This window comes from Sulfuricurvum sp. (assembly GCF_028688295.1).
Classification (GTDB): Bacteria; Campylobacterota; Campylobacteria; order Campylobacterales; family Sulfurimonadaceae; genus Sulfuricurvum.
The window spans coordinates 1-11,609 of the sequence record NZ_JAQTYM010000069.1; the positions used below are offsets into that span (position 1 = coordinate 1).

General features: G+C 43.5%; 21 protein-coding genes. 13 read left to right on the plus strand and 8 right to left on the minus strand.

Annotated elements, in window-relative coordinates; all coding sequences use genetic code 11:
• The 3 genes from PHR02_RS11360 to PHR02_RS11370 form a co-directional block, all read left to right on the plus strand.
• On the plus strand, positions 1 to 327 hold a 327-nt coding region (locus tag PHR02_RS11360; RefSeq protein WP_299992175.1), incomplete at its 5' end, for a hypothetical protein.
• On the plus strand, positions 320 to 562 hold the full coding sequence (locus PHR02_RS11365; RefSeq protein WP_299992177.1) for a hypothetical protein: 243 nt from the start codon (positions 320 to 322) through the stop codon (positions 560 to 562). The genes PHR02_RS11360 and PHR02_RS11365, both read left to right, overlap by 8 nt.
• Positions 562 to 978, plus strand: coding sequence for an ArsC/Spx/MgsR family protein (locus tag PHR02_RS11370; protein WP_299992179.1), 417 nt, complete (start codon positions 562 to 564; stop codon positions 976 to 978). The genes PHR02_RS11365 and PHR02_RS11370 overlap by 1 nt, the downstream gene beginning before the upstream one ends.
• A 71-nt stretch (positions 979 to 1,049) precedes the next feature.
• Here the strand turns inward: PHR02_RS11370 and PHR02_RS11375 are convergent, their stop codons facing one another.
• The gene (locus tag PHR02_RS11375) at positions 1,050 to 1,607 is read right to left on the minus strand and encodes a hypothetical protein (protein ID WP_299992180.1); all 558 of its coding nucleotides are present in this window, start codon (positions 1,605 to 1,607) and stop codon (positions 1,050 to 1,052) included.
• A gap of 172 nt (positions 1,608 to 1,779) precedes the next feature.
• On the opposite strand from PHR02_RS11375, the gene PHR02_RS11380 reads away from it, so the two are divergent.
• From PHR02_RS11380 to PHR02_RS11390, 3 genes are read left to right on the plus strand one after another with little or no spacing between them, the layout of a single operon-like run.
• Positions 1,780 to 2,775, plus strand: coding sequence for a MoxR family ATPase (locus PHR02_RS11380; RefSeq protein ID WP_299992182.1), 996 nt, complete (start codon positions 1,780 to 1,782; stop codon positions 2,773 to 2,775).
• On the plus strand, positions 2,775 to 3,926 hold the full coding sequence (locus PHR02_RS11385; protein ID WP_299992183.1) for a VWA-like domain-containing protein: 1,152 nt from the start codon (positions 2,775 to 2,777) through the stop codon (positions 3,924 to 3,926). The genes PHR02_RS11380 and PHR02_RS11385 overlap by 1 nt, the downstream gene beginning before the upstream one ends.
• A gap of 16 nt (positions 3,927 to 3,942) precedes the next feature.
• Positions 3,943 to 4,242 carry a hypothetical protein gene (locus PHR02_RS11390; RefSeq protein WP_299992185.1) on the plus strand — a complete coding sequence of 100 codons (300 nt, stop codon included), beginning with the start codon at positions 3,943 to 3,945 and terminating at the stop codon, positions 4,240 to 4,242.
• 5 nt (positions 4,243 to 4,247) lie between these two features.
• On the opposite strand, the gene PHR02_RS11395 is transcribed toward PHR02_RS11390, so the two are convergent.
• Genes PHR02_RS11395 through PHR02_RS11420 form a run of 6 tightly spaced genes read right to left on the minus strand, consistent with a single transcriptional unit; the run spans position 4,248 to position 7,349 of the window.
• The gene (locus PHR02_RS11395; RefSeq protein WP_299992187.1) at positions 4,248 to 5,351 is read right to left on the minus strand and encodes a hypothetical protein; all 1,104 of its coding nucleotides are present in this window, start codon (positions 5,349 to 5,351) and stop codon (positions 4,248 to 4,250) included.
• Between the two features lie 59 nt (positions 5,352 to 5,410).
• Entirely contained in the window at positions 5,411 to 5,638 is a 228-nt protein-coding gene (locus PHR02_RS11400) for a hypothetical protein (protein WP_299992189.1), read from the minus strand.
• Positions 5,635 to 6,120, minus strand: coding sequence for a hypothetical protein (locus PHR02_RS11405; RefSeq protein WP_299992191.1), 486 nt, complete (start codon positions 6,118 to 6,120; stop codon positions 5,635 to 5,637). The genes PHR02_RS11400 and PHR02_RS11405 overlap by 4 nt, the downstream gene beginning before the upstream one ends.
• A 17-nt stretch (positions 6,121 to 6,137) precedes the next feature.
• Entirely contained in the window at positions 6,138 to 6,737 is a 600-nt protein-coding gene (locus PHR02_RS11410) for a hypothetical protein (protein WP_299992192.1), read from the minus strand.
• Positions 6,734 to 6,961: a hypothetical protein gene (locus PHR02_RS11415; RefSeq protein WP_299992193.1), complete on the minus strand. Its 228-nt coding sequence runs from the start codon at positions 6,959 to 6,961 to the stop codon at positions 6,734 to 6,736. The genes PHR02_RS11410 and PHR02_RS11415 overlap by 4 nt, the downstream gene beginning before the upstream one ends.
• Positions 6,954 to 7,349, minus strand: a complete 396-nt coding sequence (locus PHR02_RS11420) for a NifB/NifX family molybdenum-iron cluster-binding protein (RefSeq protein WP_299992194.1) — start codon at positions 7,347 to 7,349, stop codon at positions 6,954 to 6,956. Before PHR02_RS11420 ends, PHR02_RS11415 begins: the two co-directional genes overlap by 8 nt.
• A gap of 102 nt (positions 7,350 to 7,451) precedes the next feature.
• On the opposite strand from PHR02_RS11420, the gene PHR02_RS11425 reads away from it, so the two are divergent.
• Genes PHR02_RS11425 through PHR02_RS11450 form a run of 6 tightly spaced genes read left to right on the plus strand, consistent with a single transcriptional unit; the run spans position 7,452 to position 10,318 of the window.
• Positions 7,452 to 8,342, plus strand: coding sequence for a NifU family protein (locus PHR02_RS11425; RefSeq protein WP_299992195.1), 891 nt, complete (start codon positions 7,452 to 7,454; stop codon positions 8,340 to 8,342).
• A gap of 10 nt (positions 8,343 to 8,352) precedes the next feature.
• Complete coding sequence (locus PHR02_RS11430; RefSeq protein ID WP_299992196.1) at positions 8,353 to 8,799, plus strand: TOBE domain-containing protein; 447 nt, start codon at positions 8,353 to 8,355, stop codon at positions 8,797 to 8,799.
• Positions 8,800 to 8,810: 11 nt separating this feature from the next.
• A complete protein-coding gene (locus PHR02_RS11435) occupies positions 8,811 to 9,185 on the plus strand; it encodes a 4Fe-4S dicluster domain-containing protein (RefSeq protein WP_299992198.1) in 375 nt (124 codons plus the stop codon).
• A 10-nt stretch (positions 9,186 to 9,195) separates the two neighbouring features.
• On the plus strand, positions 9,196 to 9,579 hold the full coding sequence (locus PHR02_RS11440; protein ID WP_299992199.1) for a NifB/NifX family molybdenum-iron cluster-binding protein: 384 nt from the start codon (positions 9,196 to 9,198) through the stop codon (positions 9,577 to 9,579).
• Positions 9,579 to 9,974: a 4Fe-4S dicluster domain-containing protein gene (locus tag PHR02_RS11445; RefSeq protein ID WP_299992201.1), complete on the plus strand. Its 396-nt coding sequence runs from the start codon at positions 9,579 to 9,581 to the stop codon at positions 9,972 to 9,974. Before PHR02_RS11440 ends, PHR02_RS11445 begins: the two co-directional genes overlap by 1 nt.
• A gap of 2 nt (positions 9,975 to 9,976) precedes the next feature.
• Positions 9,977 to 10,318, plus strand: coding sequence for a hypothetical protein (locus tag PHR02_RS11450; RefSeq protein WP_299992203.1), 342 nt, complete (start codon positions 9,977 to 9,979; stop codon positions 10,316 to 10,318).
• 27 nt (positions 10,319 to 10,345) lie between these two features.
• On the opposite strand, the gene PHR02_RS11455 is transcribed toward PHR02_RS11450, so the two are convergent.
• Entirely contained in the window at positions 10,346 to 10,888 is a 543-nt protein-coding gene (locus PHR02_RS11455; protein WP_299992205.1) for a YbhB/YbcL family Raf kinase inhibitor-like protein, read from the minus strand.
• Between the two features lie 90 nt (positions 10,889 to 10,978).
• Between PHR02_RS11455 and PHR02_RS11460 the strand changes: the two genes are divergently transcribed.
• Positions 10,979 to 11,521 (plus strand): hypothetical protein, encoded by a 543-nt coding sequence (locus PHR02_RS11460; RefSeq protein ID WP_299992207.1) that lies wholly within the window; start codon positions 10,979 to 10,981, stop codon positions 11,519 to 11,521.
• Positions 11,522 to 11,609: the final 88 nt, after the last annotated feature.

Consider the following 11,609-nt stretch of genomic DNA (forward strand, 5'->3'; position numbering starts at 1 on the left):
GATCAGATGATTAACGGTCGGATTTGGAATGAGAACTTTGCCTCAGCGATTCGGGCATCGCAGTTTTTAGAGTTAGCAGAGGAACACATCGATGAGAAATTGTGTGATGGGGTTATACGGAGGCTGAGACCTCTCAAAACCTATACGTTTGATGAAGCAAAATCGTTATTATCGGAACTAAATGATCAAGTACAAAAGTTGCATGATAAGATAAAAGCACATTATTATAGTGAGTTTGAAACGTGGATCGCTCGTGAGAAACTTCATCCACTTCAAGTGATTGTACTGACGAAACAAATTGCCCTATTAAAGGAATTCCATGACTGAAATGAAACTCAAAGTGATGAAAACAATTTTTAACCTCAGTGACGAGTGGGAATACAATATTTATGAATCGGATGATATAGCTGAGTATGCTCAGATGGATAAGTCTGAAGTCAGAAACATCATGTCTGAGCTGTATGATGAAGGGTATTTGGGTGAGTGCATGAGTGTCGGAGATGACGGATACGATACCTTTTATTTAAATAAAAAAGGGCGTGCGCTCATCGGGATAGAGTAATGGTTAAACTCGTCGTCTTTTATGAAAAACCTTTTTGTGCTGCCAATGCTAAGCAAAAGCAGATATTACGTCAGAGCGGTTGTACTCTGATTGAACGTAATCTCCTAGAACATGGTTTGGATGCCGAATCGCTACGTAGTTTCATGGGAGATAAAAAAGTGTGCGAGTGGTTTAACCCTGCCGCCCCCGCGATCAAAAACGGTGAAATTTTTCCTGAAACTTTGGATGAAGATTCTGCAATGGCACTATTGATGGCAAATCCGATTTTGATCCGTCGTCCGTTGATGGTTATCGGGAGCGAGAAACTGTGCGGATTTGATGAGAAAAAAGTGTCCGAAATTTTAGATCGTTATGTGGAAGCAATGCCGAAAATTAATTGTATGGAAAAAGGGTGTTTGGAGAAGAGAGCGCAGTGAAGTCAAGTTTCTCATCCCGTACTTAATACGGGATGTAGATTCCGTGTCGTAGCACGGAATGACGAGGAGGTTTAAACTGCCCCGAATGAAGCTTTTCCACCGCGTTGTAACGCTTTGATATCTTCATAGGTTTTTTCGCTAAGGCGGAGATTGCTACGAGAAACTTCTTTTGCAACAGCATCGATTTTCTCTTTATCAGACATCTTTTTCAAATCACCTTTTGAAAGATCACCGAGTTCGAGTAAGTCGTTCCATACAGAACTTTCATCCAATGCAAACGTATTGAACGTAATTCCTTCATAAACGAATGAGCCTTTTCCGATAATGTCAGAGACGAAAAGGAGATATTTTCCTTCAGGAGTCAAATACTCTTTGTATTTTGCAACAAAAGATTCAAAAAGATCCAAAGATTGAAGCTCTAGCGCCATAAAATCGATTGTATCGCTGTTGGTTGCAAGGATAACTTGTTTGACGATATCTTTTGGAGGTAGGCTTTTATCAGCTGTGATAACTTTACCTTCGGTTACAACGAGACATCCGCGATACGCATATTTGTATGCGTCAGTTGGTGCATTGTAAACGATCATCCATTCGAGTTTGTTGTCGGCGATATAGCTTTGGATAGACATGTGGGGTTCCTTCAAGTATTATATATTTTTCTCAATACAATTTTTGTTCTACCTTTTTCGCACAATAAATGCATCATTATCTAAAACTGTCATTCCCAACTCGATTGGGAATCCAGCTTCATTTAAAAATGGATCCCGTATCTAGTACGGGATGACAAGCATAAGGAAATCTATGAACCCTCAAAGTGCCAAACGCTCCCTAGCCCATCTGTGCGAACGAAAAGTTCCCGTCTTTTTATGGGGGCCTCCGGGGATCGGGAAATCGTCGATCGTGGCTCAGATCGCACGTGAAGCAAATATCGGGTTTATCGATCTGCGTCTCTCACTCCTCGATCCGACCGATTTGCGAGGGATTCCGTTTTTTAACTCTAAAAACGACACAGCGATTTGGGCACCTCCGGCATTTTTACCGGATGGTTCACAAGAGCGGGGGATACTGTTTTTGGATGAGCTCAACACCGCCGCACCGATGGTTCAGGCTTCTGCATATCAGTTAATATTAGATCGTAAAATTGGTGAATATCGCCTTCCTGATGGGTGGGCTATTGTGGCGGCTGGGAACCGTGAAAGTGATCGCGGTGTGGTGTTTCGGATGGCGGCACCGTTGGCGAATCGTTTTGTCCATTTGGAGATGGAGGCGAATGTTGAGGATTGGCGTAACTGGGCGATTGGCTCAGGGATTGATCCTACCATCATTGCTTATATTTCCCACCGTCCGGATGCGCTATTTGTCTTTAATGCTGAGAGTAGATCGTTTGCTACACCGCGTACTTGGCAGTATGTGGATGACATCATGGCCTCCAATCCTGAAGCGGATTTGGTGATGGCAATGGTGAGCGGAGCTATCGGTGAGGAGTTGGCGGCATCGTACCTCGGATTTCGCCTCGTCGCTTCACAGCTCCCTGATTTAGACGCGATCATGGAGGGGACGTGCATGGATGTACCGAGTGATCCATCAGCTCTTCATATCCTCAGCACGGCACTCACAATGCGGGTAAATGATTATACGGGAAGTAAAAAACTAAATAATCTCATCACCTATACATTGAAACTTCCCGGAGAGTTTGCGGTGATGATTATCCAAGACCTCAGAGCTCGTAAAATCGAACTCGATCATGTCGAGAGCTGGCCGCTGTGGATGCGCCAATTCAACACATTGTTACGATAATGTCGCACGAACAGCTACTACTTAAAGCAAAATCTCTTTTAACTGTCAAATATCCCTATTTCGGGATGCTCTCTTCGCGACTTAATTTTGAGCCGAGTGAGGAGGTTTCAGGGTATGCCAGTAATGGGAAACGGTTTATCTACAATGTGGAGTTTTTAGAGCGTCGAAGTGTAGAGGAGGTGATGTTTATCCTCACCAACGCCGTCATGCACCATGTTCTCTCACATCAGCAACGCAAGCTTAATCGCCGAGGACGGCTGTGGCAGTTAGCGACCGATTACGCGATCAATAATCTCCTCTCTAAAAGCGGTTTGACTATCCCTCAAGGGGCAAACTACAACAAAGAGTATGAGCTAATGTACGCCGAAGAGATCTATGATGCACTCAAAAATGATCTTAATCTCGGTGAGGGGGACGCTTACGGTGAGAACGCAGAGGGCGGTTCACCATCTGAGGGGATGTTCCAAGAATCAGATGATTCGCTAGAGTTTGCCAACATTGAGGGGATCGCGGATCAAATGGATACTGCTGATGAGTCGCAGTGGCAATACGCCGCGTCGATTGCTCAGGAGGTGGCACAGCGCAAAGGGGCTATGCCGCTAGGGTTAGAGAGACTGGGGAAAAAGGTAAAGCCTAGTGATGTGGATTGGCGGTTTGAACTCTATAATGCCGTCAATCGTCACATGCGTAACAACTACGCCTTTATGCCTCCGAATAAAAAACATATTCATCGCGGAATAGCACTCCCCTCGCTCACCAGCGATACCCTCAGTCTATGTGTCGCTGTCGACACGAGCGGCTCCATTGATGATCAGCTATTGGGGGCGTTTATGGAAGAGTTTAAAACGATCATGCAAAATTTCCCCTCGGTCAAAATCGAGCTGATTATCGCTGATGCTAAAGTACATGCGCACCACACCTTTATCAGCGGGGACCCTATGGATTTTCCCCTTAAAGGGGGAGGGGGGACTGACTATCGTCCTACATTTGATTACGTAGAGGCAAATCTGCCGATGACGACGATGTTACTCTATTTTACTGACGGTGAGGGATCATACCCCCGTATCCCGCCGAACTATGAAGTGTTGTGGGCACTGTCTCGAAAAGCAAAAGTGCAATTTGGGAGAGCTCTGGTGATTTTTGATAGCTGAGGCTATAATTGCACTCATGAAACAAAAACTCAAACAAATCGCCCAAAGTCCAAAAACCAAGCAAGCCCTTATCGCCATGAAACCCGAAAAATCGGTGTGGGGTTTTCTGGGAATCGTCCTTTTTCTGATTGTTCCGGAAATCATCGCATTTATTTACAGCATTGAAATTACTGCGTATGCACAAAAGGCTCTTTTATCTTCACCTGCATGGTATGAAAAATACTATTTTGATTTTTTAATTATGTTGTTTGAAGAGGGGGGAAGCTGGTTCAACCTCGCCATCGCTATGGCGCTGTTGATTTGGTTCTTTTTTTAACTGATTTATATAATTTGCTCACTGCTATTATCTTGGATTTTTTCAATATCTTCTAACGTGTCTTTGGTCGTATCGGAGGGGATTAGCTCTTTCCATTTGCTAAATACCTCCATATAATCAACACTTCCGGCGCTTTTCGGATCGATAGTGAATTTAGGGGCATTGAAGTTTTTCAATTCGGCACTATTTTCAATCCCGAGGGCAAAGCGATCATTTTTGTCAGATCCGTTTATCAGAGATCGGAGATAAACGATGTGACCATCTGAGCCAATACCAAAATCAAAATCAAGCTGCAAGTTAAGCTCAGCGATGAGCGGTTCGAGTTGTTTCGGATCACTGATAAACATATACGAACCGTATGCCTCTTTGGTAATCAGTGATTCAGCGTACATTTTCTGGATAAGTGAATCAGCTATCGTTAAGATCAGTTTCATCGATTGATTGTGATCTAGAGTGATGTGTATTTTTTTCGTACTTCCACTGTTTTTTTCCAGAGTATTGAGTGGTTGATAACTAAAATATGAACTGTTTATGTCGTTAAATGCTTTAATCGTCCCCTCTTTGATCGCAGCGTTAATACTGTGTACTTTTTTCTCATCGAATTGTTTCATATTCTCTTCATCGATGAGGGTGCTAATGATGCTGTCATTGAGGTCAAATCGGATGAATTTCCCCTCATCTTCAGCCTTCATCGGGAAAATGGTATTTAGAAATGTTTTTCCCATGTAGAGTGTTTTGGTCGAATAATCGAACAAAAACGGGAATTTCATTGAGATTTCGACATTATCTTTATTATAGTGGAGATCATACGTCGCTTCGGATTGGATACTGTTGGAATAATTGACTGCACCATTGATCCCGAACGAAAATCCTCGGATAACATCGATCCCTTTTTGGAGGTAAAGAGAGGTGATAGTGGTGGTATTTGTCTCTTCAGGGAAAGTGATTTTGGTGATGCGTGTTGTTGATGTGTAGTTATATCCGCTTGTATCAAACGTTTTATTCATCGCATTTTTGAGAGATTCATGGGGGCTAGGGGTTGCACATCCTACCATCATGAGTACGGAGACAATGAGTGAGGTTGAGAGGAAAATGCTTTTCAAAAACATAAAAAAACTCCTAACAATACAATTATTTTGGATTATAGCATTGATTAGGTGAAATTAATTTACAGATGATCCGAATAATCGCATGAAGCGTCGATTTCTATTATGTCACGAATTGATTTTTTCAAATCTTCCACATAATCTTTCAAGATTATAGGATCGCAACCGCATCCAACAGCTATTTCCTCAATCTCATCTGGGCAGACTGCGGGATCACGCAGACGTTTAAACTGATCTGTCGTGATATCGATATTAACACTATACTGTAGAGATTGCAGAGAGAGGATCATCCCTCCATACTCGCTAATGCATCGTTGATTTGCTCCAGTGCCAATGATTTAGCATTTTCAACCTCTTTGTTATCCCACCAATATTCGATGATCGCATGTTCAATCTGTTCGAGTTGATCCATTTTGAGATTGGCAAACACTTCGTAAGAACTGATCTCATCGGATGAGACTCCTTTGGAAGCGGCAATGGCATTCAGCGTTTCAACAATACTCTCTTCGAGTGGTTTTGGGGTAATCTCTAATCTTGCATGATCGATCCATGCTCTGATTTCATCTTCGAGATAATCGTGTCCCCAGACTTGATAACACAAAATTCTATTGGTACTGTAGACAATTTTTTCATCTTCGCCCAAAACATCGCTGGTTTTTACCGCTCCATCATAGAGATAGACTTCGATTCGTTCATTTTCTCTCAAGGTACATGCACGCTCAAACGCATTTCTGGCGTGTTTTAATACTTCACTTTTTAGATGCTCATTCATAGTATAATCCTTGTATTTTAGGTCATATAGGGGATATCAAGATTTGAATCCCGATCACTTGCTTCGTAATCATAGGTAATCACTTCACGGATGGAAGCCATTTTTTTCTCTAACACTATCCGCTGTAGGGGGTGTAGAGACGACGTATCGATTAGACGTTTAATGCTATGGCGATAATGCATCGTGATGATAGGATGCCATCTGCTTTGATTCTCGGTGAGCCGCTCTAGAAAAATGTGCATGGCGTCACGATCATCGCTTTCAAATTTGGGTAGTTTTCGCATTACATTACGGACAAACTGTTTCGTAAAATAAGGCTCCCCCATCTCTAATAGATCAGATGCCGCATCGATATCGGCACTGTTTTCACTGTAACTGTAAGCGTAACGAAAATGTTCACATACCGCTTCGATGTATTTGGGATAGTGGCGCAGTACCATCACCAAATGGGTCAAATCTTGATCGATCAATACCTGAAAAAGGGTGATCGTATTTTTCCCCATACTCGCCCAATGAGGCTCACCGCTTTTGACGCTGTCTTTATCCAGTATCCTCCGGTATTGTTCTATCTCACCGATATCAGTAAGCAGACGTCCATCGGATGAAAAGGTACTCATGAAGCTCTTGATCGGCTATTATGATAATCCCATAGCCGTTTGTAATGGCTGTCAAGTTCACTCAGCGTCGAATCAACGGTGATGAGTTCGTTGGTGCTCGGAAAGCGTTTGGAGTTGCTCTCATACCAATGTTCCATTTCGAGTTTGAGGGCATTACGTTTGGCAACGGTTTCTGCGATGAGCGTGCGTATCTCAGCCATTTCGTTTGTAATAATCTCACTCATGGGTGCACCCACATTCGCACGCGCCTGCATTGGTTCCCGGATCAAGATAATCCGACGCATTCTCAGGAGTGACCCGGATTAAACTCTCAGATAGTGCGACATCGATCGCACGATCCAAACTCATTGTCTCTTTACCGAGCCAATAAACAGAGATCCCCTCACGTACCATGACATGAAAAGGGCCGTCGCCTAAAAAACCGTACAGGGCTGATGTTGCACCTGAGTCTGCTAGGAAGGGGGCGGTTTTGATTCCATTACCGCACCCTTCATTGGAGATGATAGTACTTTTTTTCGTGAGCGGATCGACAAGTGCGAAAAATTTGGCATTACCAAAAAGTTTCGTACTCATCGTATCTTGTGTATCAGTTTCGACGGGAATAGCAATCATCTTTGCCCCTTCATGTCTAGATTTTAATAGCAAAATGCATTTTCTATTCTCTACGATAGAACGACGGTTGCATATAAGAACCAAAAGTGAGGTAATACGCACATGGATGAACTTCGTACCCATTATCACTACTTTAGTAACGAAGAAGGTGACGGCTATGAGATATACAGCTGTGATTTTCCTGATGTTAAAGGGTACGGTGATACGTACGAAGAGGCGATGAGCGATTTACGCAGCAATTTAAAACGACTTGAGGAGAAGAGTATGGAAGCACAACCATTAATGGAGACAGCAATCGCGGCCTATGATAAAAAAGAGTATATGGTGGCTAAATCGATTTGGGAACCGCTTAGTGCTACGAATACGGATGCAATGGTCAATCTGGGAACCATGTATGTTAAAGGATATGGAGTAGAGAGAAATATCTCTGTCGCTTTTACACTCTTTGAACGTGCGGCAGCGTATGGGCATGAGACCGCTTCTTTTTATATGGGTGGAATGTATGAAAACGGGATTGGTGTCACTGCGGATAAAGCAGAAGCCATCCGTTATTACACAACTGCAGCCGAAGCCAACATGCCAACCGCTCAACTCAAACTTGGGATTTTACTCCGTGATGAAGACGTTTTAACCTCGATGCAATGGATGATCCGCGCCGCTCATGCCGGTGAAGCGCAAGCCCACTCACTCCTCACTTATGTCAGCAATATGTCAGAGGCGACCGACATAAATGTCGCATTTCGAATGATGGATGAATCCTCTCAAAGAGCGAAAATCGAGATGGTGATCGCTGAAAACCTCGCTCCTACCCTCGCGAGTGATGGCGGTGGAGTCGCTCTTGTGAACTATATCGGTGGTGATACTCCTGAAATTTGGCTCCGTTATTTGGGTGCGTGTTCAGGATGTCATCTCGGGCCAACCTCTACGGCGGGGATGATTTTAGAGCAATTTGAAAATGTAATCGATAAAAAGATAGTGATTTATCTCTGGTAGGAGGGTTTCTATGAATACGTTTTCAGCACGGGTAGAAGATATCAAAAGTGATCAGTTTTTCAGCTGTATCACCGTACGTGCTAACGATACGGAATTAAAACTTCTCAAAACCGAAGTCCCTAAATGGCTCCATATCGGTGATGAGGTGGAGTGTCGTGTCCAAGAAGCGGCAATAGCTATCTGCAAGGGAGCTAAAGAGGGGAGTGTTTCGATCGAAAACCATCTCTCCGGCGAACTGCAACATTTTCGTAAGGGGTTGGTACTCAGTGAAGTGAGTGTAAATACCCCCTGCGGGAAACTCAACTCTCTTATCACCACCGACGCGTTCGATCGGATGGAGTTGTGCGAAGGGTGTAGTGTAACATTGCTGCTTAAAGCTGTAGATATTAAACTCATGCCGGTTTTAGATTCAAGCTCGTACGAAAAATGCAAAGACCAATTGTATAAAACAAACTAAAGGAGCTTATTATGGCTGTATTAATAACTGATTTATGTATCAACTGTGATGCTTGTATCGACGAATGTCCGGTAGCGGCAATCGCAAGTGAGGGTGATTCTCCTCGTGAGGATTGGGAATATACGTATGTTAAACCTGAAAAATGTATCGAGTGTGTTGGTCATGCTTCAACACCTGCGTGTGCAGCGGCTTGCCCTACTGAAGGGTGTATCGTTTGGGATATGCCATACACTGCTGAATATAATGATTACTATGTAAACAGCTCTGAGTATGCAATCAGCACGAGTAAAAAACGTGGTCTCCTCTCACCGGAAGTTTCTCCGCAAACATTCCGTGATGATATCTCTATTGCAGCTCGCGAAGCGCGTGAAGCGGTAGCGGTTTAAAGGATAGGTTATGCTAATCGCGTTTGCTTCTACAGATGGTGTAACGGTCAATCAGCATTTCGGATGGTCGAAAAGTTTTGAACTCTATCGAATCACTGAACAAAGTGCCGAATATGTCAAAACGCTGGACAGTTCACAAGATGCGATCGAAGACGAACATGAAAAGCTAGCTTATAAAATCAGTACGGTCAAAGAGGCAGACATCATGTACTGCGCTCAGATCGGGCCTACTGCTTCTAAAATGGTATTAGCATCCAAAATATATCCGATGCGCTCTGGTGAGAATGATCGAATTGATGAGACGATTGTGAAGCTCCAAGAGTTGTTATTAGGCAATCCGCCGCCATGGTTGCAGCGCATTGTTCACACTACTAAAGATAAGGAACTACTCTAATGTCTGTAATTATCGATGATACCTGCATCACATGTGATGCCTGTTTACAACAATGTCCGGTCAATGCGATCGTAGATGATACCGAAAGTCCTATGGGTAACAAACGTTATTACGTGGCTCCTGAGAAGTGTATCGAGTGTGTCGGTGTGTATGATGATCCTCAATGTGCGGCGATTTGCCCGAGTATCGGATGTATTACGTGGGATATGCCATTTACCAAAGAGTTCGATGCGCATTTCCTCAACGGTGAGATGTACAAGCTCGGTGAGAAAAACGGTGTCCCTAAATCTCCTGCATTCAGAGAGAAAAAATATCGTAAAGATATTCCGATCGAGATGCGTGGAGTAGGTCATATTGTCCAAGAAGAACCTGAAGATCTCGAAGAAGTAGGGTGAGTATGAAGCCCATCGAGAAAGTGGCACACGATCTCGATACGTTTGCACGTGATTGTGCCGTGACTGTTGCTCTGAAAATCACCGATGATTCGTGCAAGATGGATGGGGAACAGCGAGCGGTTTTTATGGCACTCTACGATGCTCTTCCTTCTCATAAAAGTGCTATTTTTGATGATGATGTGTATGCGTTGATTGCTGAAGCACGGAGTACTCCGAACGCTTCGTTATACGCACGTATAAAAAAAGAGCGTGAAATGGCCATGGCCATAATCACCCAAGAAAAGATGAAAACCTTCAAAGCCTCAGTGAGAGGTTCCCTTCTAATCGCAGAGCTTACACGCTAAGGCTATATCATCCCATCACCTTATTAGTTATCTCCCATAATACGATACGAGAGTTGATTTAGCAATCGTATGCATTCCGAGCATATATCCCACCAACGCGGGAGACGCTTTTTCGTCCAATTCCAGATGATCGACATCGAGGGCATGGACGGTGAACATATAGCGATGTGCTCTATCTCCTTTAGGCGGGCAGGCTCCGCCAAATCCCGCTTTGCCGAAATCAGTGATGCTTTGTGTCGCACTAATGGGTTGTTTGTTTGTTGTATCTCCAAAGTTCTCAGGAATTGATGTTACGGATGAGGGGATGTTAAACACAACCCAATGCCACCACCCGCTCCCCGTTGGAGCATCAGGATCATACACCGTTACCGCGAAACTTTTTGTCCCCTTAGGGGCATCGCTCCAGTGTAGCTCGGGAGAGATGTTTTTTCCGTCACATCCAAACCCTGAAAATTCCTGAGTTTTAGTGAGCTGACCCAGCAGGTTATCACTTTTGAGGGTGAAGTTCTCGGCAAAGAGAGAAGAACTCCCCGCGATTAAAAGAGTCGAAATGATTGATAATAGACGCATGGTTTCCCTTTTATTGTAATGCTAAATTTTATCACATAAGAGAACGATTTTTGCTTGTCATGAATACTTAAATCACGTTTGGAGATTATCATGAATGTAGCCTCTGTTACCAATACGTCACTCAATGTGTTACCCGGCATCACGAATGATGAGAGTATCGATCAAGATTATGCGGCATTGATCGCACAGTTTTATCCGACACAAGAGTACAAAACACGCGATGAGATCAATGCTGAAGATACCGCATTGGCTCAATTTAAAGATGATTTGATCACCAAAGGTGCCGCTCTTTTTCTCAAAGAGTTGAACGAAGAGAAGATCGAAGCACTCGTCGAAGAGTACCGACAAAAACTCCTCAAAGAGAAAGAACAAAATCCTGATAAACCGATGGATATCAACCAAATGGTGAGCGATTTTCGCAAACAGCTCCTTAAAGAGATGATGGAAGCCCAAAAAGCCGATCAGGAAAACCGACAGACTCAGAGTGCGGCATTGACCAGTCAAGATATCCTTGAAAACCTCAAAGCGGTTCGTAACGATGAGCAAAAAACGGGGATTGCCGAGATAGGGTTTTTGGAGCAGATGCTGAACACTTCAAATTCTGAATCAAAGAAAAAATCTTTGCTGTTTTAGGGGTTAAAGGCTCTTTTTGAGAACCGCTAAAGCAAGATTATCCGCTTTGGATTGCCACAGTGGAGAGTGAGGAAATGCGATCATCTCA

Bases quoted from the DNA above. Each gene is read 5' to 3' on its own strand.
- PHR02_RS11450 (WP_299992203.1), top strand. From the start codon at position 9,977: ATGAAGCCCATCGAGAAAGTGGCACACGATCTCGATACGTTTGCACGT.
- PHR02_RS11425 (WP_299992195.1), top strand. From the start codon at position 7,452: ATGGATGAACTTCGTACCCATTATCACTACTTTAGTAACGAAGAAGGT.
- PHR02_RS11405 (WP_299992191.1), bottom strand. From the start codon at position 6,120: ATGAATGAGCATCTAAAAAGTGAAGTATTAAAACACGCCAGAAATGCG.
- PHR02_RS11390 (WP_299992185.1), top strand. From the start codon at position 3,943: ATGAAACAAAAACTCAAACAAATCGCCCAAAGTCCAAAAACCAAGCAA.
- PHR02_RS11460 (WP_299992207.1), top strand. From the start codon at position 10,979: ATGAATGTAGCCTCTGTTACCAATACGTCACTCAATGTGTTACCCGGC.
- PHR02_RS11395 (WP_299992187.1), bottom strand. From the start codon at position 5,351: ATGTTTTTGAAAAGCATTTTCCTCTCAACCTCACTCATTGTCTCCGTA.
- PHR02_RS11410 (WP_299992192.1), bottom strand. From the start codon at position 6,737: ATGAGTACCTTTTCATCCGATGGACGTCTGCTTACTGATATCGGTGAG.
- PHR02_RS11375 (WP_299992180.1), bottom strand. From the start codon at position 1,607: ATGTCTATCCAAAGCTATATCGCCGACAACAAACTCGAATGGATGATC.
- PHR02_RS11420 (WP_299992194.1), bottom strand. From the start codon at position 7,349: ATGATTGCTATTCCCGTCGAAACTGATACACAAGATACGATGAGTACG.
- PHR02_RS11435 (WP_299992198.1), top strand. From the start codon at position 8,811: ATGGCTGTATTAATAACTGATTTATGTATCAACTGTGATGCTTGTATC.
- PHR02_RS11365 (WP_299992177.1), top strand. From the start codon at position 320: ATGACTGAAATGAAACTCAAAGTGATGAAAACAATTTTTAACCTCAGT.
- PHR02_RS11400 (WP_299992189.1), bottom strand. From the start codon at position 5,638: ATGATCCTCTCTCTGCAATCTCTACAGTATAGTGTTAATATCGATATC.
- PHR02_RS11385 (WP_299992183.1), top strand. From the start codon at position 2,775: ATGTCGCACGAACAGCTACTACTTAAAGCAAAATCTCTTTTAACTGTC.
- PHR02_RS11415 (WP_299992193.1), bottom strand. From the start codon at position 6,961: ATGAGTGAGATTATTACAAACGAAATGGCTGAGATACGCACGCTCATC.
- PHR02_RS11370 (WP_299992179.1), top strand. From the start codon at position 562: ATGGTTAAACTCGTCGTCTTTTATGAAAAACCTTTTTGTGCTGCCAAT.
- PHR02_RS11380 (WP_299992182.1), top strand. From the start codon at position 1,780: ATGAACCCTCAAAGTGCCAAACGCTCCCTAGCCCATCTGTGCGAACGA.
- PHR02_RS11455 (WP_299992205.1), bottom strand. From the start codon at position 10,888: ATGCGTCTATTATCAATCATTTCGACTCTTTTAATCGCGGGGAGTTCT.
- PHR02_RS11440 (WP_299992199.1), top strand. From the start codon at position 9,196: ATGCTAATCGCGTTTGCTTCTACAGATGGTGTAACGGTCAATCAGCAT.
- PHR02_RS11430 (WP_299992196.1), top strand. From the start codon at position 8,353: ATGAATACGTTTTCAGCACGGGTAGAAGATATCAAAAGTGATCAGTTT.
- PHR02_RS11445 (WP_299992201.1), top strand. From the start codon at position 9,579: ATGTCTGTAATTATCGATGATACCTGCATCACATGTGATGCCTGTTTA.